The 20,765-nt window shown below is 59.1% G+C and carries 16 protein-coding genes; 10 read left to right on the plus strand and 6 right to left on the minus strand.

Annotated elements, in window-relative coordinates:
- Positions 1 to 5 precede the first annotated feature (5 nt).
- A complete protein-coding gene (locus OVA07_RS01005) occupies positions 6 to 4,001 on the minus strand; it encodes an NACHT domain-containing protein (RefSeq protein ID WP_268169605.1) in 3,996 nt (1,331 codons plus the stop codon).
- 59 nt (positions 4,002 to 4,060) lie between these two features.
- On the opposite strand from OVA07_RS01005, the gene OVA07_RS01010 reads away from it, so the two are divergent.
- Positions 4,061 to 4,222 (plus strand): hypothetical protein, encoded by a 162-nt coding sequence (locus OVA07_RS01010; protein ID WP_268169606.1) that lies wholly within the window; start codon positions 4,061 to 4,063, stop codon positions 4,220 to 4,222.
- A 100-nt stretch (positions 4,223 to 4,322) separates the two neighbouring features.
- Here the strand turns inward: OVA07_RS01010 and OVA07_RS01015 are convergent, their stop codons facing one another.
- On the minus strand, positions 4,323 to 4,988 hold the full coding sequence (locus OVA07_RS01015; protein WP_268169607.1) for a hypothetical protein: 666 nt from the start codon (positions 4,986 to 4,988) through the stop codon (positions 4,323 to 4,325).
- Between the two features lie 27 nt (positions 4,989 to 5,015).
- Entirely contained in the window at positions 5,016 to 5,480 is a 465-nt protein-coding gene (locus OVA07_RS01020; protein WP_268169608.1) for a toll/interleukin-1 receptor domain-containing protein, read from the minus strand.
- 625 nt (positions 5,481 to 6,105) lie between these two features.
- On the opposite strand from OVA07_RS01020, the gene OVA07_RS01025 reads away from it, so the two are divergent.
- Positions 6,106 to 6,606: a hypothetical protein gene (locus OVA07_RS01025; protein WP_268169609.1), complete on the plus strand. Its 501-nt coding sequence runs from the start codon at positions 6,106 to 6,108 to the stop codon at positions 6,604 to 6,606.
- Between the two features lie 150 nt (positions 6,607 to 6,756).
- Here OVA07_RS01025 and OVA07_RS01030 read toward each other — a convergent pair whose 3' ends face one another.
- The gene (locus tag OVA07_RS01030; RefSeq protein ID WP_268169610.1) at positions 6,757 to 7,866 is read right to left on the minus strand and encodes a DUF4062 domain-containing protein; all 1,110 of its coding nucleotides are present in this window, start codon (positions 7,864 to 7,866) and stop codon (positions 6,757 to 6,759) included.
- A 723-nt stretch (positions 7,867 to 8,589) separates the two neighbouring features.
- On the opposite strand from OVA07_RS01030, the gene OVA07_RS01035 reads away from it, so the two are divergent.
- The 5 genes from OVA07_RS01035 (at position 8,590) to OVA07_RS01055 (ending at position 13,865) form a co-directional block, all read left to right on the plus strand.
- The gene (locus OVA07_RS01035) at positions 8,590 to 9,453 is read left to right on the plus strand and encodes a hypothetical protein (RefSeq protein WP_268169611.1); all 864 of its coding nucleotides are present in this window, start codon (positions 8,590 to 8,592) and stop codon (positions 9,451 to 9,453) included.
- Between the two features lie 49 nt (positions 9,454 to 9,502).
- The gene (locus OVA07_RS01040; RefSeq protein WP_268169612.1) at positions 9,503 to 10,645 is read left to right on the plus strand and encodes a hypothetical protein; all 1,143 of its coding nucleotides are present in this window, start codon (positions 9,503 to 9,505) and stop codon (positions 10,643 to 10,645) included.
- 242 nt (positions 10,646 to 10,887) lie between these two features.
- Positions 10,888 to 11,847 carry an ABC-three component system protein gene (locus OVA07_RS01045; RefSeq protein WP_268169613.1) on the plus strand — a complete coding sequence of 320 codons (960 nt, stop codon included), beginning with the start codon at positions 10,888 to 10,890 and terminating at the stop codon, positions 11,845 to 11,847.
- Positions 11,834 to 12,082 carry an ABC-three component system middle component 8 gene (locus tag OVA07_RS01050; RefSeq protein ID WP_268169614.1) on the plus strand — a complete coding sequence of 83 codons (249 nt, stop codon included), beginning with the start codon at positions 11,834 to 11,836 and terminating at the stop codon, positions 12,080 to 12,082. Before OVA07_RS01045 ends, OVA07_RS01050 begins: the two co-directional genes overlap by 14 nt.
- Positions 12,069 to 13,865 (plus strand): DUF2326 domain-containing protein, encoded by a 1,797-nt coding sequence (locus OVA07_RS01055; RefSeq protein ID WP_268169615.1) that lies wholly within the window; start codon positions 12,069 to 12,071, stop codon positions 13,863 to 13,865. The genes OVA07_RS01050 and OVA07_RS01055 overlap by 14 nt, the downstream gene beginning before the upstream one ends.
- A 33-nt stretch (positions 13,866 to 13,898) precedes the next feature.
- Here the strand turns inward: OVA07_RS01055 and OVA07_RS01060 are convergent, their stop codons facing one another.
- Positions 13,899 to 15,113, minus strand: coding sequence for a hypothetical protein (locus OVA07_RS01060; protein WP_268169616.1), 1,215 nt, complete (start codon positions 15,111 to 15,113; stop codon positions 13,899 to 13,901).
- 717 nt (positions 15,114 to 15,830) lie between these two features.
- Here OVA07_RS01060 and OVA07_RS01065 point away from each other — a divergent pair.
- The 3 genes from OVA07_RS01065 (at position 15,831) to OVA07_RS01075 (ending at position 17,428) form a co-directional block, all read left to right on the plus strand.
- Positions 15,831 to 16,196, plus strand: coding sequence for a single-stranded DNA-binding protein (locus OVA07_RS01065; protein WP_268169617.1), 366 nt, complete (start codon positions 15,831 to 15,833; stop codon positions 16,194 to 16,196).
- A gap of 507 nt (positions 16,197 to 16,703) precedes the next feature.
- Positions 16,704 to 17,021, plus strand: a complete 318-nt coding sequence (locus tag OVA07_RS01070) for a helix-turn-helix domain-containing protein (protein WP_268169618.1) — start codon at positions 16,704 to 16,706, stop codon at positions 17,019 to 17,021.
- Between the two features lie 170 nt (positions 17,022 to 17,191).
- The gene (locus tag OVA07_RS01075) at positions 17,192 to 17,428 is read left to right on the plus strand and encodes a DUF5818 domain-containing protein (RefSeq protein ID WP_268169619.1); all 237 of its coding nucleotides are present in this window, start codon (positions 17,192 to 17,194) and stop codon (positions 17,426 to 17,428) included.
- 290 nt (positions 17,429 to 17,718) lie between these two features.
- On the opposite strand, the gene OVA07_RS01080 is transcribed toward OVA07_RS01075, so the two are convergent.
- Positions 17,719 to 20,742, minus strand: coding sequence for a conjugal transfer protein TraG N-terminal domain-containing protein (locus OVA07_RS01080; protein ID WP_268169620.1), 3,024 nt, complete (start codon positions 20,740 to 20,742; stop codon positions 17,719 to 17,721).
- Positions 20,743 to 20,765: the final 23 nt, after the last annotated feature.

Below are 20,765 nucleotides of genomic sequence, written 5' to 3' on the forward strand. Positions count from 1 at the left end.
ATGCACTAGCGCCGAAGGCCTGCCGCGCGTTCGCTGACTTGCCGGTTCGGATCCAGATGAAGCCGCTCTGCGTGCGCGGCGATCGCTTCGTCCGTGAGGTAGCAAGCGTTGAGGATGCCCATGGCGTTAAACCGCAGACTATCCAAAGGCGAGCCCAGAAACGCCTCGATCCGCTCGATCTGTCTGGGCGTCAGTTCCGATTCTTGCCTCAGTATTGCGGCCAAATCATGCGGCGGCAACTTTGCGTTCTCTATGTCGGTTAGAAAGGCATCGACGGCCTCGGGTGTAGCCAGGACCAGTTCTCGGAACCGGGCTTTTGCGATGTCCCGCACGTCGGAGCGACTATCGCTGCGCGCACAATCAATCACGTCGCTGTCTTCGCCAAGCGAAATCAGCGCGCGCGTCAGTGCGGCCCGCGGACTGTTCGGGATCGGCCCCCCGGATTGCGGATAGGGTTCCTCATGTTCGAGCCAGTGCTGCCAGGCGCGGTCGACCAGCGCCGTCCCGCCCATTGCCGCGAAGGTTTCGAAGGATTGCTTGGCGAAATGCTCGGCGAGGTCCGCCGCGGCGCAGGCGATCTGGACTTCATCCGCGAACAGGCCCGCCTCAAGCACGCCCATTAGCTCCGGTGTGAGCGGCGCGCTCCAGCCGGAGAGTTGCGCAAACATGTACTGCGAACCGCGGCGAAGCGGACGCGCGAGCTGCGTCAAGGTCAGCCAAATACCGGTCGCGGCCGGCAGTTCGCTTGCCATGCCCGCAGCGGCCCAGAGCGTCAGGCCTTGCCCATCGCGATACAAGCGCTCGACGCAGGCCTCCAGTTCGGTTTCGTCCAGGCCGTTCTCGAGCAGGTTCGCCGCGATCCAGACGACCCAGCGAGACGGATGATAGGTGGCGGCTTCGATCATGGCAAAATCGGCATTGCGCCCGCGCGCCGCTTTCCAGTCGGGCGCGGGCGGATCGACGGTTTCGAGCAGGTGCAGCAGCCGGAAGGGCCATCGCTCGCTCTCAGGCTTTTGCTCCGAGGCCTGGAGGATGAATTTCGCGCGGGCGGCCTCGCTGCGTAGGTCTGCCAGATCGATCCCACTGATGGCGGCAAAGATTTGGATCAGGTGCGTCGCCGACGCGGTATCGAAAGTCCTCGTCCAGGCCCAGACATCCGATGCGGGCACTTCCGACATCTTGCTCATCTGCACGAAGGCGCTGAGATTGAGGAGGCGCGTGAACTCGTTAAATTCTGCTTCTTCGATTTCATCTCCCGCCAGCGCGCTCAATATGAACTGGTCGCCGCGCAGCTGGGCCTTGTCCCAGTCACCTTCCAGCTCAAAGCCTTTGAAGGTTCTGGGTTCGCGCTCGATAGTGACGTTCCAGCCTTCCTGGTCGATGAGCGCTTGGGCGCGCCTGACGAAGTCAGAGTTGTGCTGCATGTGCAGATTGAAGATCCGGCTGATCACGGTTTCGGCCGCCGCCCGGTCGCAGCGGGCCGCGATGTCCAGGGCAGCGACGACCGCCAGTTCGGCCGACAGGGCGCCTGACTCGCCCCCGCGCAGCATCATGCCGCCACCCAGGCTGGGCTCCATGCCGATGGACCCGGCCGAGATCGCGGTTTCGATCGAGGTGACCAGATCGTCGATTTCATAGAACTGTGGCCCTGCAGCCGCGAGGCAGTTCCAGGAAACGAGCTTCGCCCAGACATGCGGCGTATGACGAACGCTTGCCGCGAGGCGGGCGATGTCATCCGGGAAAAGCTTGGCGACCGCGATGAGCGACATGCCAAGTCGCGCCGTCTTCGGTTCGCGGTTCTCTGCGACCAGTTCGAAGATTCGGGCCAAAAGGCGTCCGCGCGTGGTGGCCGTTATTCGTTCGGGCACTTCGGCAAGAAGGCGGGCACCGTAAGCGAGCTTGTCCGCATGGTTCGGGCTTTGAGCGGGCAAGCCGACGATCTGCGCTGCTACTTGGTCTGCGGGGCCCCGCAGGCCTGCAAAACGCAGCACCTCGTTCCAGGCGCCGTCGGCCATGCATTGCGGTAGCGCTTCGAGTTGCCTCGGTTCCGGCAACTCACAAAGTCGACGTGCCGCAGCGAACTCGCCGAGGCTCTTGTGAATGAAGCCGTAGACTTGGACCGTGCCGGAGCCGACGCGCTCGATGAGACCTGCGTCTTCCCAATAGGCCAATGTGGACTGCGCGAGGTCGGCCGCCTTCAGGACAGGATCGCCCGTCTCCGCCGCGAGATCGGCGGCACAGAGCCGTTCCATTTCCCGGAACGGCAGCAGGGGCTGAGCCGTCAGATGCCAGGCCAGGATATCGAGCATCCGATTGAGCAAGGCATCGCCAGCCGGCTTGGAGAGCGAACGGCGCGGGATATCGTCGACGAGCGCGAAGATCTGTTCGAACAGGGTCTCCCGCGTCGAACCAAGATCGCGGCCGCTCGCCAGGACTGCTGCCGCCATTCCGAGGAGGAGCGGTGTCCGCCCGACGATTTCGCGGATTTCTCGGTTCTTCAACTGATCGGTGGCGATCTTGCCAAATCCGCACTGTTGATGTTCGTCGGACAGCGCCTCCAGCAATGCGGCGACGTGCCTGGCTGAATGCGAGGGGTCGAGGGGCATTAGATCGTAGTGGCGCCATTCGGCAAAATGCGCCGCGCGGTATCCGACCGGCCGCGTCGTCACGAGAATCCTGCTCGCCGGATAGCCCCGCGCGAACCGTTCGACTCCTTCGGCCACCTCGTGCTGCAAGTCGCCGCATTCGTCGAGGCCATCGCCCAAGAGCAGCCAGTTGGACCAGCTGGCGCGCCTCACTTCGTTGGCTATCAGGCCGCTGCCGTCCAAGCCGTGCCGGAACACCGCATCTTCGAACGGCATACCCCCGCGCATGCTCGCCGCGACGCTGGCTAGACGAACTCTGAGGACCGGGATCCCGTCTTCGCTGTAGCGCCGCACGATCCGTTTCAGCAGCGTGGATTTGCCGAGGCCGGGTCCGGCCACAATAACGCCTCGCTTGACGAATCGACCGAGCGTTTCCGGATTGGCCGACTGGCTGTCGCGGTCCCCGGAAAGCCGCTCCCAGTCATGATAGGCCTTGAGCGCATCGGCGAGGTCGCCGCCATCTGTTTCCGGTTTGGCGGCGTCCCTGCGCACCAGAGCGGTCAGGGCAATCCAGTCGCGATCGATCTCGAGCCGCTTACGACTTCCGACGATCGAAAAGGTCGCCTCGGCCTCGAAATTCCAGTGGGTCAGGCGTTCGAGCAGCACAGCCGGACCCGCGCCATGGTCGTTCGTGAGCGTGATCTGCCTGGCGCGAAGGCACTGCACGATAGCGGTGAGGTCGCGCCGCCCGCGACGCTCGATCAGGGTGTGGGCATCGATTTCGAGCGCCAGCCAGGCGTTGTCGATCTGATCGCGGTGCGCGCAGATATGGCCTAGCTCGGCCTTGGCCGCATCGATCGATCCCGCGTCGGTGCCCGCCAGCGCCGAGATGGTGACCAAGCGAAGCCTACTGCAGACAATCCGAGGTTCAAGCCCCGCCGCTTCGAGCTTGGCCATGAGATCGCGCCCGATGACGCTCATCCCATCGGTCAGGCCATCGCCGAGACGGCGTATATCGCGGGCGAGTTCGCGGCGCAGCGTCTGGCTGCTGCTGGGGCAAACAGCCAGGACACCGAAATCGATTTCGCCGTCGGTCAGGCCTTGCGCCAGGCTCGTGATGGCCTGCCACAGGTCCTTGCCCTTCTTTAGGCCGCGCTTGACCTGGATCTCGATGGTTTTGCCGCCCGCGAGATCCACGCGAATGTCGTCGCCGGGACCACCGGTTTCCGCAGAGACGGCGACCGGAATATGCTGCGTCAACCCGTCGAGCCAGGTGAGGGATGAGCCGCGGGCCATGCGAACGAAACAGATCGCCGTGACCGCCGCCTGAAAGTTCATGCCGCCGCCGGTCGCCGCGCCGCCGGCGACACGCTTGGCATTTTCCTGTCGTACCGAGGCGGCAGCTTGGACTTTCATGTTACTTTTACCGCCCCTGTCCGACTTCGGTCCGTTTCGACTAGATGCTATGCGAAGATATGATCGACCGCGCTTTAGACCAGATCAGCCTCGACGATATCACCGCCTTGGTGACGTTCGGACGCAGTGAGAGCCGGACGCTCGACTTCAAGAGGTCGTTCCCCGGCAGCGATCACAAGGGCGTTCGGGATGTAGCCCGGTCACGCACCCAGCTTCACTAAACAAACGTCAGCTTTTAAGGAAGGCATACGGCGACCGGAACGTCAGCTCTGTTGACGAATGTGAAAATTCAATTCGGGAGTTCAGCTTCGCGCCACAGCCTCATTCATGCTTAAGGCGCTCCCATTCAACGATCAATGACCTGTACTTATAGATAAATATGGATTCCTCGTCACCATTCAGCGGCGTAATTTCCGGAGAAAAAAATGCCCTACGAAGAGGGTCAATAAGACGCATGTCACTCGGATTTAAGTTTGGCAGGGCTTGTTGCATTGCCCATAAACCTAACCTTCCAGCTTCTTCAGAAAGAGCAGGCTCCTCACTAAAGTAAGGATATACGACGCGTGTATATTTTTCTCTTACGCGAGCGTTAAGGGCGTCGCGTACGCGAACTACAGCGCCTATCTCTTCAATCTTCAGGTTACCATGTACGCTCTTTGGGATGATCTCGACGGGTTCGTTTGACCAGCGTAATTTCGCACTTAGCAGTTCCAGAACGCCATCTTTCAACAAAGGGTACAAGCGCTTGAAACTGTTATTTGACGCTATGCGAACAGAAGTCATTTCTGCCAGATCGCCATCGCCCGATATATGTTTTTTTACATCCGACCAAAATGGAAGATAAAAATCTCCACCTTGACTTCTTGTACCTCCAGCATCTTTTTTGCGATCAAGCCGAATGTCTTTCTTCAGAACCGATCGCCGCACCGGTTCGCTCCCGTAAAACAATTGCAAAGCTTTTCGAAGGGGGATGTCCAGAACAGACATAGGCAATCCTATCAGCGCTAACTAGCTTCAGACTATCACCAAGTCGGCGAGCTTCGCTGCCACCCCTGCCATCGTGTCGTCTGCCGTGTTGAGGCCATTCCGCGAGGCAAGAAGGGGGCTTACTTCGCGGAGAGCGTCATAGGTTGTCTGGTGCACGATGGGCACCAGCCGCTCACCCGCCAAGAGCGCAGAAAGTTCTTTGTCAGCGACACCCCCCTTAGGAAGGGTTTTCAGCATTGCGGGAGTGACCAGTACGATCCCAACTCGCGAATTTGCTAAGCCTTTGTCGATAGAGCGCATAAAAGGCTCGCCTAGGCCAATGTCCTTCTCGCTGAACCAGACCCGAACGCCTTGTGCCTCAAGAAGGTCGTTCAGTTCCTTGGCAGCTGCCTGTCGGTCATCCCAAGCATGGCAGAGGAAGACATCACGGAGATCCGGCCGCTTCGCGGCTAGACTTTCTACGTTGGTGCGGACTGGGGTGAGTTCACGCACTTCCGCGGAGGAGTAGAAAACCCCCGAGCCGGGTTTCGACCAACTTGCCCTCACACGGCTGGTCCCGCCACCGCTACTCCGACCGGCTCCGGTGCCTCCTGTGGAAGAATAAGAGGGGGATGAATAGGAAGGTGCTGAGTATCCGCCACTGCTGTAGCCGTATCCGTATCGCGAGCGGTCACGGCATGCAGGGCAGTTGGCTGCGGCGCTCGCTGATCGATGACCTTCACTTGGTGCAGTACATCTTGCCATCTGAGAAGTTTTCCTCCGACTTTACGTCCGCTCTTTGATGAACGCCAATGTGTAACGCCTTCAGATCTCATGCAAGTCAGATGGCGGAACATATGGGGAAAAGTTGGCGGAATGCGCGATGGCCGCGGCATTTGTGGATCGGACTTCTACGGTTCCTGATATGAACCTATGGCAGCTAACGGGGCTTCAACTTGTTAGGTTCAACGTCAGCTATCAAGGCGGCTCTTGCCGAGCCATTGCCGGCGTAAAAGGCGGCAGCGCTCAACCAAAAGCTACCGGAGAGCAAATTGCCTTATTACGTCAGCTTATCTGGCTCCAGGTGCGATGCTAATGCCTTGGAAATCGCTGCGGTTATGGTGATAGGAGGATGGCCATGACGTTTTACCGAATTGAAGATCGACACATTCCGCTGGATGGGCTGGAACTTGTAAGGCTGGACAGGAATGCGACGGGTTTCGGATATTTCATCCCCCAACACTCACAAATTGGCCATTCCCTCATTGAGGGTGATGGCAAATCTCTGATCATTATCCCGCTGGACGGTAATAAGGCTTTTCGTCATTTTAGCATTGAGATGGGGTCGCCAATACGTGGAGTTTTGTTCCGAGACGTGAATCTCGCCGTTGACCTCCGATCTGGCTTCAATTGCCGCGCGGCGGAGCATCTTGGTGCAATTACAGTGTCAGGCGGTAAGACATGTCTCACGACCTCTCCCCTTCATGATGGGTTTGGTGACACAATGCCATTTCCGCTCCCGCTAGATGCAATCGGGGATGATGACGCGCCAATTGGTTTTCGCCAATGGTCGATCACCAAGCGAATTGGTGACGACATCGTAGAGCTTTGGAAAACCCCGGTACCCGAAAGGGATTAGCCACTCAGGAGCGCACAGCTCGCCGATCTACCAGACCACGCCGATCTCGATGGATTAAAATCTGTCATCAGGTGAGGAGATCTGGAGTTCGATTGCTTAGATACGTTACGGTCGACTGTGTGTCGTTCGCTCCTGTGCCTGAGCGATCGGTCAGCTTCGGTATCGTCGCCGGAGAAGGGCGAGCAGATCTTCGGTAAGGCGCGTATGTTCGACCCGCAGCGCCATCCGCGTCCGGTCAGGAGGATTGAGCATGACTGGTCCAGAGGCCGAACTGTTCATGCCAACCTGAATGGAATCCGGGCTCGCCGCCTGCTCACGAGCCGTCCGCCACCCGAATACTCCACTCATCCTGATGTCGGCCGCTATGACAATGCGGGTGAGCTTCTGCGTACGGTCGAACTTCTCAAGCATCCGGTCGGCGAACGAAAAAGCCTTCTCGATGGCTACGGAAACGTTCTCTTCGATCAGCGGTTGGATGTGCCCGGACGCCTGCTCGATCGGGACCGATAGGAGCATCGCTCCGGCCTCGTCGATGCGGAACATTGCACCGTTCTCCTGCTCGATAAGCAGTGCACCGTTTTCAAGACGCGGTTCGGTCCGGCGCCGATAGGAGAAATAGCCAGAGGGGGCGGACAGGTCGGCGATTATGCCGTCCATGAGCGCGTTATCCTCGATCTCACTCGGACGGATAATCGTCTGTGTGGGTCCTCCGGCAATGGCAAGATGGAGAAGCGGTCCGGTCATCCGGACAAGCCCGCGTTCTTCGTCAGGTATCAGTCGGCGTGCGACATCGACCATCATCGTAACGTCAACGGGAGCAGTCGCCGCCGAGAGCTGGTGGCGCGCAAGCGCGCGTGTCACCTCGGTCCGCAAGTCCTCAGGCGTAACGAAATTCCTGCCACGATGCATCCCGGTATCATAGTTTTCGACCTCTTCGACGAACGCCTGCTGCGCCGGCTCGCAAGTGACGCCTGTCTGTACGAAAGAGATGACCTTTCCCTCGTTAACCGCTTCGCGGAATTCCTCGTGAGTCGGCGATAGACCGGAATGAGTCTCGGACCAGCCGTAGCGCTCACCCAAGATCAGTACGACTAGATCCGCTTCGCGCACTCCCTGTAGGCAGGCGACGCGCGAGGATGTGGTCGAAGCAGGAAAATCTTCTGCCCGAACGACGTCGTGGTCGAGGCTCCGGATAGCTGCGAACGCCGCCTCCCGAAACTCCTGGAACCCGTTCATCACACTGCTGACGAAGATTTTCATTGTCGGATTCAAGCTCCACTTGCTGCAGGATCTGCGACCCTTGTAGTTTGCCTATCAGTTGGCCGTTCCGTCGAATGTCCGCAATATTGAAAAAGTCGGACGGGACGGTCCGTGGCCAGTTTCCGGCAACAATCGGGCATCTGCATTCTATTAAAGCTGGCGCAAACCGGCAGCGGACTTTCAACACAATCGAATCGTGAGGCGACCGGCTGTTGTCCGGGTGTCGCAAGCCAAGACCGGAAGCTCGGCATAGATTCAAATTACTGCCGTCGGCTGGGCATGAATGAAGGGCAGCTTCCGACTACCTCGCCTGAGTGTGTAGATGGCCGCTATTAAGGCGTCCACGGTCGATACGTCCATATGGTTTAGAACCGGCAGTCCCCGACCAAAATTCGCCGTTCAGATACGGTTGGGGCAGTGTCTGTTTTAGCCGAAACCAGACATTCGCTTGCGATCAAGGTGCCGGGCAGGAATGCGCCTAATTGAAATTGTTTAGGACGATGCAATGCCAGTTCTTCGTTCATATACATCGGTGCGAAAGATCCTCGCGTCGATCCTATCGCCGGGTGAGGATCCGCGCCTGTTAGACAGAAGCGCGCTGGATCCTCCATCGCGCTGTGACAGGGGCCTAGCTTATTTCACATAAGCACTATCGTTTCTTTGGTGAACCAATAGCCTATAGTCGGCGTGAACGCAGCAGAGGGCCTGCCCGTGAGTCTTACCATGCCGACAAAATGGCGTTTCGGATCGCCGGGCGAACTGAACCAGCAGGCCGTCAATGCCTTCAACTCGCTCATCCATACGATCGCTACGCAGGCCGAATCCACCTGGGAAATCCTCGAGCTCTTCAAGGCGAAGTTCAACGGCGGCGCCAGTTGGAGTTCCAGTGAGAGCTGGGCGGTGGGTGACCTCCACAATGCCATGAGCGGCGCGGCCGACAATGCCGCGACCTTCATCGCCGCCTTCTGGGACGGTTGCGAGCAGGTCCATCGCGAGCATTCCACCATTGGCCTGCCCGACGTCGACATCATCAACCAGATCCTCTTCGAGCACGACGTCCCCTTCGAGGTGCGACCGCCTGAGCTCTTGCCTCGCAATCCTCAGACCCCGATCCCGGTCCAGACACCACAGCGATCCATTGGCGAGCAGGCCATGGAATTGATCCACGCATCGCTCGATCAAGCGGATCGTCTGCTCCTCGAGCAACGCCCGCGACCTGCCGTCCAGGAGATCCTCTGGCTGCTTGAGACGGTCGCCACCGCCTTCCAAGGCTTGGATACCGGGACCGGCACTATCGAGGGCAAATATTTCAACGATATCATCCGCAATCTGCGCAACCACCACCGTGGCGGCCCGCTTGCCGAGGCTTTGGGCTGGATGACGAAGATGCATGGCTTTCTCTCATCGCCCACAGGCGGCGGCGTGCGTCACGGTACCCAATTGGCGACCGACGTCTCGCCGACGCTCAAGGAGGCGCATCTCTACTGCAACCTCACCCGCAGCTATATCAACTATCTGCTCGCCGAGGCGGCGGACGCTATGCCGGTTCCGCCCGTGAGCAGCTCGCCGTTCGGCACGCCGGCCTAGTGATGACCCTGTATCTTGCTATATATGGTCACCTCGTAGGGACTGAGATGTGATTTCGATCGATGACTATGCGCTGGCGGTCCGGCGATATGCCGTGGAGGCGGCCGCAGGGCATGGCGATCAGCTCGAGCTTTACATCGATGGCCTCGTCGGAGACCCCGATGCAGAAGATTGCGTCTCCCTGCGCGCGATGGTCGCCACGCAGGAGGAAATGACGTTACGGCAGGGCTACCTCGAGATCGGCTATTTCCAACGAGCCGGAGCGGACCGCCGACTTGCCTGGTGGCTCTTCTATTTCGACATCGCCTACGAACTTACCAACCTGTCGCTCGAGCGCAGCTGCGAGCTTTATTCCAGGGATCATCCGCTCTTTCAGGGTTCCCCATCCCTGTTCGCGAAGATCCGGTGCACAATACCGGCAGACGGGAAAGGCCAAGGCGTGTCCGATCTGGAGCTGATCGATGAGAAGGATATCCGGCCCATCGAGGAAAGCGAGCTCTTCGCGCTCAACCCCGGCTATGGCCGACTAGCCGGTTCCCTTCACCGCACGATCCCGGCCATGGCGCGGCAGCTCTACCCACATGCGCCGCGCTTCGTGCGTCTCGATCCGCATTTCTGGTCCGCAGACCAGCCCTTGATGCGCCTGGAGGAAGTCGCCATCGCACCGGCTGATCCGACCTGGATGGCACAGCTCTCGCTGCCACCACGCATGGACACTTTCGCCGCCTATCTGCTCGAGGATTGCAATCCCAAGGCCGACATGGCGCAGTATCGTGATTACCATGTCCGCGAGATACGCAAGCTGGAGGTGATCGCGACCCGGCGCCGCGAGGATTATCTCTCGATGATGATCGAGGAGCTTCCCCGCGAGGATGATCCCAATGGGCTGATGATCGGCCGCTGCATCCATCTTGACACCCATGCGCCGTCCGGCACGCCGAAGGGCAACGCGCGCCTCGCCCATCTCGATCTCGCCATCAACGTTTATCGTGGCGCCGACCGCGCGGCGCGTATGGCGAACACGCTCCAGCACGGCAAAGCACAGGATGCGACCTACCGGACCCATCTTTATCGTATCGAGGATGTTCCCTTTCCGGCGCTGTTTGTCTTCGCCGCGCTTTTCCTGAAATCAAAGACCCTTCTCGACGAGTGGCTTGATGATCTGGGCCTGCCGCGACCTCCAATGGCCTGATCGACATCCCAAGCGTGTTGGCTACGCGCCCCGATATCGGTCATCCAGACCGACAGTTGCTGCGCCTGAACGCGTCCATTCGTGCAATCAAACGAGAGGCGAGTAACTCGTCTGCTGCGACCACCGAAATGACGCTTGGCGCGACGCGCTGTTAGGATAGAAGGAGAATCTATGGAGAGCACAGGTCATCATTTTTGCCGTTGGGAAATGCCGGTAAATCCGCCACCGATGTGCGCGTCAACATGATGTATCGTTATGAAGACTTGGGAGACGATCAGTTCGAGGCGCTAATCGTCCTCCTTTGCCGCTACCTACTCGGCGTCGGCGTGAAGGGCTTTGCGAAGGGTCCGGATGGTGGCCGCGACGCGAAGTTCGTCGGGACCGCTCAGCTGTTTCCGAGTACCGCGGGCCCATGGGTTGGCACCGTGATCGTCCAGGCGAAGCATACCAATGGGTACAATAAGAGCTTTTCTGAAGCCGAGTTCTACAGCACCAAATCCGAAAAAACGGTCATCGGAGACGAAGTTTCACGCGTCAAAAAACTGCGCGAGGCCAGCCAGCTCGATCATTATATGCTCTTCTCGAATCGCAGGCTCGCCGGCAACGCCGAGCAAGCTATCACGACCCATCTGGCGGAAGCGACCGGCCTGCCTGAAAGCTCGATCTATCTGTGCGGTATCGAGCAGCTCGAGTCTTGGCTGAAGCAATTTCCGGACGCCGCCAAGCTCGCCAATCTCGATCCGGTCGATTCGCCACTGATCGTTTCGCCTGACGAGCTTGCTCAGGTTGTCGAGGCGTTCGCGACGCACAGCGCACTGATCGAGGAAACGATCGACGCGCCGCCGGAGGTGCGGACGCCCTATGAGGTGAAAAACGTTCTCAACCAGATGACGCCCGAATATGCGAAGCTGCAGCGCCGGCGTTACCTCAAGGACACCGCCCAGATCCGCGCCTTTCTCGCCGCACCGGAGAACCAACATATCCTGAAGGCCTATGAGACGGCAGTTGACGAATTCGAGCTGAAGATCGTCGCGAAGCGCAAGGAGTATCAGAATTTCGACGCAGTGATGAATTATCTGGTCGATTTGCTGTTCGACCGCGACCCGGTGCTCCGGCAGCACAAGAGGCTGACCCGAGCGGTCGTCTTCTACATGTACTGGAACTGCGACATCGGTCTTGGAGCGGACGATGTTGCGGCCTAGCAAGCACGCCCATCCCGACCGCACGGTCGTCAATGTCGCGATGCTGTTGTTGAAGCGGCTAAAGGCGAAACGGCTTGCAGATTATAGCTCGCTGCTTGCGTATGCGCGTAAGAGCGTGTTGGGCGGTGACGTGCTGTTCCTGCCCTCGCTCAATTTCCTATTTCTGTTGGGCCTCGTCGTTTATCATTCCAAGACCGACTCGTTCGAATATGTTGGCCTGAATGAAGCCGTCTAAGCTCTACACCGACCAGCCGGATCGCTTCGCCGCCGTCGAGTTCACGCCTGAGCTGAATGTGGTCTTGGCGGAAATCCGCCTGCCGGAGAACCAAGATCGGGACACGCACAATCTTGGCAAGACGACGCTCGGCCGGCTGCTCGACTTCGGGTTTCTGGCCGGCAGGGATCAAAACTTCTTCCTCTTCCGGCACGAGGATCGGTTTGGGGAATTCGTGTTCTTCCTTGAGGTAGAGTTGCTCGACGGCACTTACGTCACGGTGCGCCGGAGTGTCGCTGGGCATAGCCGGATCGCCTTCAAGAAGCATGTCGCACGCCATCAGGATTTCTCCGACCTGCCTGATCGTGACTGGGACCATATCGACGTCCCGTTCGAGCGGGCGCGGGAGCTACTGGACAGCTATCTCGACTGGCGTGCGCTCAAACCGTGGCACTACCGCAAGGGGCTCGGTTACTTCCTTCGCTCGCAGGAAGATTTCAGTGACGTTTTCCACCTGCGCCGCTTCGCCAACTCGCACGCCGACTGGAAGCCATTTCTCGCGCATATTCTGGGCTTCGATGCTGCGCTCATCGGCGAGCACTATGCCAAGGAAGCGGCACTAGCCGAGATGGAGGGCAAGTCCGCGACCATCCGGCAGGAGCTCGGCGGCGGGGCCATTGAGGACGCCGGCAAGCTTGACGGCATCCTCCTCCTGAAAACGCGAGAGGTCGAGAAGAAGCAGGCGCTGCTCGACGCCTTCGATTTCCGCAGCGAGGACAAATCCGAGACTAGGCTCTTGGTCGACAAGGTCGATGAACGGATCGCGTTGCTCAATGCGCGCCGCTACTCGCTGATGGCCAACCGCAAGAAGATCGTCGCTTCGCTGCAGGACGATCAGATCCTTTTCAATCCCGATGAGGCTGCCGAGCTGTTCAAAGAGGCTGGCGTCATGTTCGGAGGGCAGATCAAGCGCGACTTCCAGCAGTTGATCGATTTCAACAAGGCGATCACCGAGGAGCGGCAAGGGTATCTTGTTGAGGAGCGCGCGGACATTGACGTCGAGCTAAAGATGGTCAACGCCGAGCTTACCGCCTTGGGCAAGCGCCGTGCCGAGATGCTCGCCTTCCTTAGTGAAACCGACAGCTTCGCGAAGTACAAGCGGTTTAGCAGTGAGTTAGTGACGCTGCGCGCCGACATCCAATCGCTCCAGCGGCAGCGCGATTTCGTTCATCGCTTGCAGCAGCTACGGGCCGACATCCGTTCGCTGCAGGAGGAGAAGATCCATCTGCAAAGCGCAATCGAGGCCGATGTCGAGGCGAAGAGCGCGAATGCGCACAGCCTATTTTCCACGATCAGGCTCTACTTCAACGAGATCGTGGAGGAGGTCATCGACAGCAAGGCGCTGCTCAACGTGTCGGTCAATCGTAACGGCCACCTCGAGTTCAAGGCCGAGCTGTTGGACGAAGCTGGCAACGCCACCAGCGCCGATCGCGGGCACAGCTACCGCAAGCTGCTCTGCGTTGCGTTCGACCTCGCGTTGATCCGCGCTCATCTTGGCGAGGCATTTCCCCGCTTCGCCTATCATGACGGCGTGCTGGAATCTCTAGACGACCGAAAGAAGGAAGTGCTGATTTCCGTCCTGCGGCGCTACACCGGCATGGGGATCCAATCAATCGTCACCCTAATCGATTCCGATCTGCCGAAACGGCCGGCCGACCAGCCCTTCTTCGAGGAGGATGAGATTGTGCTGCTCCTGCATGATGAGGGCGAAAGCGGCCGCTTGTTCAAGATGCCGTCTTGGTGATCGACCGCATCCGCCCAGGCGGCGGCTACGACTTCAAACCGGCAGGCGCGCGCCGAACTTGTTAGCGATCAGCAACTCGAGCCGGAAAACTAGCAACAACTGAATGAACAGACGGGAACTACGGGCGAGGTAGGCTGCATAGCTGATCGTCTCGGCATCGCCCTGACCGCCCTTGCCGGCGCGATACTCGATCACGCCTGTACCGCGATCTAATGTCATGCCGCCGTGGTGGGAGGCGTTCCGCAGCTGGTTGTCGAATTCGCCGGCGATTGCGGCCAACGCCGGGTTGTCAGCGAACGCCTTAGTGCGACCGGCCTTATCAGTCGTCCGGTACGCGTCGAAGGTGATCGAGCGCAGTTGGTCGAACGGCCGGTCTTCAATCAGATTGTTCAACGCGGTCAGAATTTCGATGTTGTCGCCGAACGCCTCGAACGCATTACCGTAAAACATCCGCGTGAGATCGAAGTTGGACGATGCGGCGACATAAGAATCATCGACGGCGATATTCGATGCGACGAGCTGATGCACCTGTGAGAATTCTGCGAAGGCGCCGAGATAGGTTTTGCAGATTTCAAAGTAGCGGCGTCCATGCGCCACGCTCAGTTCAGTACTGTAATAGGCGACGAAGCGCTCGAAGTCGTCCTTCTGAGCCGCGATCCAGAGCTGCTCGAACAGCCCTTCCCACAGCCGCTCAAAATAGGGGCGGGTCAGGTCGCCGATGAATTGGAAAATCCAGTCCTGAATCGAGTTTGGCGTGTCTTCATATCCTGCCGTGCCGACAAACGCGTCTATCCGCTTCTGGGCCAGATCCAGCTTACCGTTGCGGGTTAGGGACCAGCCCGCTCGGAGTTGCGGCCATTCCTCTATGACCCGGGCCCTTCGCGGTGCGTCGGTCGAGAACGACGGGAATTCTTCTGAGAGGCCTACCCGCGCGCGCGCCTCAAGCATCGCGTCGATCAGCTTGCTGCCGAACTCGATGCTCGGAAAAGCATCGGCACTACCAATCTCCTCCTTCGAAAACACGAAGCTGGGATGTAGATTGACCACCGGCCCGCTGTCATCGCGCGCCGCCCGCGTGGCGTTCGGGCCGAACGACATGCCGATCTTATCTTCGAGCGAGACCCCCATTTCCTGGCCGCAGTTCCGGCACTCGAAATGATGAGCCTGAACCGGCTCAGCACCGATGCCTATCCGCAGGACGTGAACTGTCCCACACTCGTCGCAGGATGCGTATTCTCGAACGATCATGTGTCAGTCGATAAATGATGCGGTCAGCCAGGTCACTAGCGTCGATATTGCCCTCCGCTTTAGGGTTCTGCCGGTTATTGCGCACGGCTGTCTGGAAGAGCGTCTGCGTCTCGCGATAGGTCGCCTAGAAGCCGCCATTCCGCTGACGGCCCAGGTTCTGTCCGTTTGGGATGCCGTCGGGCGAACGTTTCAACGTCGGCTTCTGGCACGAGCTGCCGTTCGACATGTCGCGGGCGAACGTCCGGATTGCCCCAAGTGCAGGCATTTGTGAACAAGCGCGCCACAACATTTAGCACGATCTTTAGCTTTGCAATTCCCGCCAGTTTCTCGCATCAGATCGTCGGGTGAGGATGCACATTTGATGCTGTGGCAAGACCACGATGTAGGTTGAGCCTGATCAGATTTGGCAGGTCAAGGCCAGCCAAAGAAGCTCACTCTGGTTCGTCACTAGACTGCTCTGGCTGTGGCGTTACCCCCTCCAGAAACTCATCCCCTTCCAAGACTGAAACACGCCCCTGACCGAACCCGGACAGGCGCTGCAACGCGCACTCGTGCGGACCGAGTTGCCGGTCGGAGACCGGCTGCCCGCACCACTCCTTCGAGCGGCGTTTCCCTCTCTTGCGTTCGGTGCAGACCTGACCGTGCCCGGTCCTTTCGGGGCTCAGTCACGGGGATGGTCTCCTGGACAGATCAAACAGCTTCGAAAGGTCCAATCTCATGAAGAACACCGTCACTCTCGTCGGCTTCGTTGGCAACAATCCTGAAGTCCGCAACACCCAGTGGGGATCCGCGATCACCAGCGTATCGCTCGCCACAACCCGCAGCTTCAAGGACAGTGAGAGCAACCGTCAAACCGAAACCGAATGGCACCGGATCACCTGCTTCAACGGCGTCGGCAAGTGCGTCGCCGAGCACGTTGCGAAAGGCGCGATGATCATGGTTACGGGCCGTATCCACTACACGAAATGGACCGATCAAAACGGCACCGATCGCTACGGCTGCGAGATCATCGCCGAGCAGGTCGACTTCCTCGCCAAGGCCAAGGAAGCCGCTCCTGAAAAGCCCAAGAAGCGGCGCTCGTAGTAGCGCCGCAAAAGTTTCAACAAGCAGCATCGGCGAAGTGTTTGCCGATGTTGCTTGTCATGCCTGCTTTCGACGATGGTGACTCGGGAGATTGACGAACGCCATCTGCTTTCGGTGCTCATCGAGTTTCGATACCGTTGATGGCTATTTGGTCCCCAATCCGGAACTTTCAGGGAACAAAAGCGGCCTACCAAGAATCGGGAGTTGGTACGCTCGATTGCCGCTTGCCCGCCCAAGGCCGCAGAAAACCTCGCTTTTTTGTCCGGATTAGGAAGTGGCCAACATGCCGAACCTGCGTCTGGATAATCGGACTTGACAGGCACACCCTACACGGTGCCCTTCTGCTATAGCTACGGGCAATCTTAGCCTATTGTTGGCAGGACCGAGGGATCAATTTCAGTGCCTTGAGCTCAAACCTTGAGATAGACAGCGCAGATTGTGCTCGCGTGACGCAAGCACAGTTTGTTATCGAGGTCTGCGAAGAGAGACTGCTCAAGATGAATGACGATGCCCAGGACCTATAAGAGCAGTGCGCTCGCGGCCGTCCACGAGATGATCGAAGGACTCCATGATGCCGGAGTCATCGACAAGCCAACTCTGCATGAGTTCGATGACGCTTGTCTGTCCCCGGCAATTCCGCTCGATCCAGATCAGATTAAAGCAATCCGCGACGCGGAACACGTTTCGCAGCCGGTGTTCGCGCGCTATCTCAATGTTTCGAAGAACCTTGTATCCGACTGGGAGCGCGGAAAGAAGCGGCCGGGCGGCCCAGCGCTGAGGTTGCTTTCGATTATCCAGCGTAAGGGGCTTGCGGCAGGAGCCTGACTGGTGACGCGCCGTTCAGGCCAAGACCCTGTTTGGATAAAGACCGCGATGTGGAGCCGAGCCTGTCCGTCAAGGTGAGTTGGCTTTGTCCGGATAGCACAAAAACAGGCATTTAAAGGTTCGGCTTTGGACCATGCAGCCCCCCTCTTCGTGAACACCAGGAAAGTGCGATGAGCCCGACCTCCATAACGATCTCAGGCATTCTGGAGGCGGGCGCACGCGGCTACCTTCTCCGTGACGACGACGGCGTTGTCTGGCGGCTCGATCTTGAGCTGGTGGATCAGAGCGAACTTCTCTGCGGGGAAAGGGTAGTCCTGCGTGCTTACAAGAACCTGCCGGATCAGCTGGCGGTTGAATTTGTCGCTCGAGTTACCGGCGAGCATGCGACCAAGTCGGGCATCGCTTAGCAATTTTTGCGATTAGGGGCATGATAAGATTGCGAAATCTCAAGTTTCTGGCAAGATTTCTCTTGGAGATGAGCCCTGAAATTCAATGAGTATGGCGTTGATGGCAAGCCTTTATCCTGTCGTGACTTTGCGAGCGATCCAGTAACTGGCCTTTCATCGCCGCAAGCAGCGCAATCATATCCGCATGCCAACGACAGAACCATTGAACGGGTGGTTTTCTCAGCCCTTTTCATCGTGTTGGTATTCTTTCTGGTATCTCAATCGAATATGTTCGATTGAGATACCAGCCACTACCGTTTGGCAACATGAAGGTGGTTTCGGGCAGGACGTGATGGAAACTGCTCAAACTGGACGGTGTAATCGTCCCCAAGTTTTGCCTGCACGCTGCGCGCCCACGCATTTCCCTGCTCCGTTGAAATCCTGTTACCACGGAAGTCGAGCGCGCGATCCTGGTAGTGGCGCGAACCGTCGACATGCTGTTTGCTGTCATTGCCTGAGGTAATCACGGGCTTGGGCAAACCGAGCGCTCGGGCTTCCGCAGCCACAGCAGTCATGGCCGGCACCATGTCCCGATGCAGCTGGGACAGGTTCGCTCCCGGCTTGATCGATATCCCGAGAGCCGCAGCGGCCCGGGCACCGTCCACCTTGTCGTCGGGTCCGACCGGGATCGAGCGCAAGACGGGTGGAATGATCAGGGGCGATGTGCGATAGCCAAGGCTGGCGGGCAAGGTGGCTGGTCCACCCAGTTCGTCGTGTGTGCCGAGGCTACCTGTGCCCGCTAATCCCTTCACATCGGAAAGTTCGGTGATCCGTTGCGCTCGAAGGTCGCTCATCAGATCGTCCATGGCCAGCGTGACTGCAGCATCGCGCCTTGCCAGGTCCCGATATCCGAGGTTGGGGTCCGACAGCTCTGGCAGGTGCCACTCCGGATGGTCCTGCCTAAGCGCTTCGTAGCGATCCTGAATCAAGTTGGAGAGGTCGTCGGAGATCTGGAAGCCGCGGGATTGCGCGTAGCTTGCTTCGGTAAGCATGCGATTGCCGATCTCGCGGTAGCGCGCTGCAGCTTCGCGTCGCTCGTCGGCCTCCGAAGTGCGCCAGTCGTTGCCGGAGCTTGTCGTGCTGGAGCTACTGCGATCACCATACTTCGAGCTCTGGTCAAACGTCCCGTCTGATCGTGTCTCTTGGCTCGATCCACTGACGATCGTCCGATAGCTGACCTCGTCGGTGTCACTTGATCCCTTGGTCACCTGGTTTGCAGCAGATCTGTCGTGGGTGGTTCGACTATCGTGTCCAGCCTCGCTTCTAGCAAACAACGCTCCTTGAGCACCGATGCTCGCATTGCCACCGCGTCCGCCTCCCACCCCGAGCGAGGCCGTTGCGCTCGCATTTGCCGTAGTGCCGCTGGCGGATTGTTCGAACGTGCCCGAGCTGCGGCTGTTGCCTTCGCGCAGGATCAGGTCGTTGCTGTAAACCTGTCTGCTTGTATGGCCGGTTGCGCCCTCGACGCTCACCGAACCGGTCAGGTTGTTGGTGTCGGATATGCGCTGACCGCTTTCCTGTCGGCGTCCCGACACTTCGCTCGCTGCTTCGACAGTGCTGCCAAAGCGTCCGCGCGAACTCGACCATGTCGTCGAGGCCCCATTTTCAATCCGGTCCGCTTCATTGAGGTACCACTGTCCCTGGTTGCGCAAGTCCGCGGCATAGCCGCTGGTCATCGTTGCCTTGAATGGCAGCTGCGAGATCGCGCCACTGGTGTCGACCACGCTCCGTCCAGACCCGTAGCCATGATTGACCCGGCCATCGTCGCCGCGCGAGGCGGAATGTGCCGCTCCGGCCGTGAGGTTCGGTGCCGTGTTCCATTGCGACGTCTGGACGTTGCCGCTGTTGAGATTGCCGTAGCTGACGTCTCCGAAAGCATAATTGCCCGTCGTCCTCTCAGCGGCAGCGGCGTCGGCTGCTCCTTGCGCTGCGTCAAGCATCGAGCCCATGCTGTGGGCAACGGACAAGGTACCGCGCATGACCATGAGTGCCAGCACTGGTACCGACATCATCAGGAAGCCGGCCATCGTGGCAACGTCCTGGTTGACGCTGGTGATGCCGGACCAGTTCCCAAGTGTAACGCCCGAGCTTGCCAGCGCGCGCGATTGCGCCGCGAGCCGGTCCATGACGAAGCTGTGGATCAGGACGTAGATCGGTCCCCAGGCTGCCAGGTAGAAGAAGCCGGCGAAGTAGCCCTTCAGCGTCGCAATGCCGGTCCGAGGCATCAGCAGCAGCGGGAAGACCACCGGGAAAAGGGCATAGAACACCACCGTGAGCACGACATTGAGAACGGGGATCCAGATCAGGCTCTGTTCTGCCGCTGTCGTCATGGCATTGCGAGCCTGGATGTCCGCGCGCTGCAGCGCGAAAGCGTCCGAATCCACGTTTCCGAAATCCAGTTGCGCGGCTTCGAAAGCATCGATCATGCTTTTCTGGCGCAGGATCTGGTTGCGGGAGGCAGATGAGCCTGTCAGCAATTGCGCAATGACCGGCAAATCCGCAGCAAGCTTGCCGCTTGCGGTTGCCGCCGTGAGCTTGGGATAGAGCGTGCGCGCAAAGGGCAGAGCTGCGGCATCGACCTGCGCGTTCCATTGCGCATTCAGAGCCTGCCAGCCTTGCGCGCAGGTCTTGCCCTCGATGTCCGTGGTGCCGCCATTGTCGGTCAGGAACTTCATGCCGCGATTGGTCGCCGCGTTGACCCCGAGATCGGCCCACAGATCGCTGGACTCCGACAGGAGCTTGAGGCTCCGGGTGCCAAGCAGGATGTCGTAATAGGCGCATTGCTTGAGGAAGCTGTCGAGATTTGCGCGAAACACAGGATCTCGGATCTCGAAGGTGCGCGTCTTGTCCCAGAGCTTGGCGCCGTAGACATAGCCGCCGGTGGAGTAATTGAGCGCTGAGGGCATGACGAAGACCGTCTCGGCGGTGCGGGTAAAGTAATCGCTGATCTGGCTGGTGAAGGAAGCCATCATGCCAAGGCCGATTGGCACGTTGGCGACCGTTGCCGGCGCTAGCCCAGCGTTGATCCGGTCGGTGACCTTGACGGTGACGGTCGGGACCATCAGCACGAGATAGATGAGCATCGACTGGATGAACCAGCGCAGCCACACGCGCCAGTCGAGATCCATCGCGGTAATCAGCAGGGCATAAGTAAGCCCCATGACCATGCAGACGCTGAGCAGCGAGCGAAAGCCCCCCGAGCCGGTCCAGGCCGCCACGGCGTTGAAGGTGTTGACGAGAAATTCACCGCCGCCGACCGTGAAGACTTCGAGCATGTGCTACCTCCTCCCCTTCCCCT

Origin of the sequence: Novosphingobium sp. SL115, from assembly GCF_026672515.1 — a bacterium.
Classification (GTDB): domain Bacteria; phylum Pseudomonadota; class Alphaproteobacteria; order Sphingomonadales; family Sphingomonadaceae; genus Novosphingobium.